Origin of the sequence: Priestia sp. SIMBA_032 (assembly GCF_046535215.1) — a bacterium.
Lineage (GTDB): Bacteria > Bacillota > Bacilli > Bacillales > Bacillaceae_H > Priestia > Priestia aryabhattai.
This window is the reverse complement of sequence record NZ_JAWRXD010001447.1, coordinates 1-241: the sequence shown is the minus strand read 5'-3', so window position 1 is coordinate 241 and position 241 is coordinate 1. Positions and strand designations below refer to the sequence as shown.

Genomic DNA, 241 nt, shown 5'->3' with positions numbered 1-241 from the left:
CGTTTTCCGGCGCCGGCCTCAAGCGCGGGCATCTGCAAGAGGCAGCTCGGACGTGTCATCCGCCTCGCCGGACGTGGCCGCATCGCCCGTATCAGGGGGCGGATCGCCCTCCAGGTCGGCCGCGAAGGCTTCCAGACGTTCGGCAACATCGATCAGGCAGGACACCATGCGCTGGCGCTCTTCGGCCTGCAGGCTCGCCGCGCCATGGCGCTCATTGCGCAGACGGTCGATATGCGCCTCC

1 protein-coding gene is annotated in these 241 nt (G+C 68.9%); it reads right to left on the bottom strand.

What is annotated here, in order from left to right; all coding sequences use genetic code 11:
• Window positions 1–18: 18 nt before the first annotated feature.
• The coding region (locus tag SB717_RS39110) for a hypothetical protein (RefSeq protein ID WP_410908665.1) at window positions 19–241 on the bottom strand (223 nt) is incomplete at its 5' end.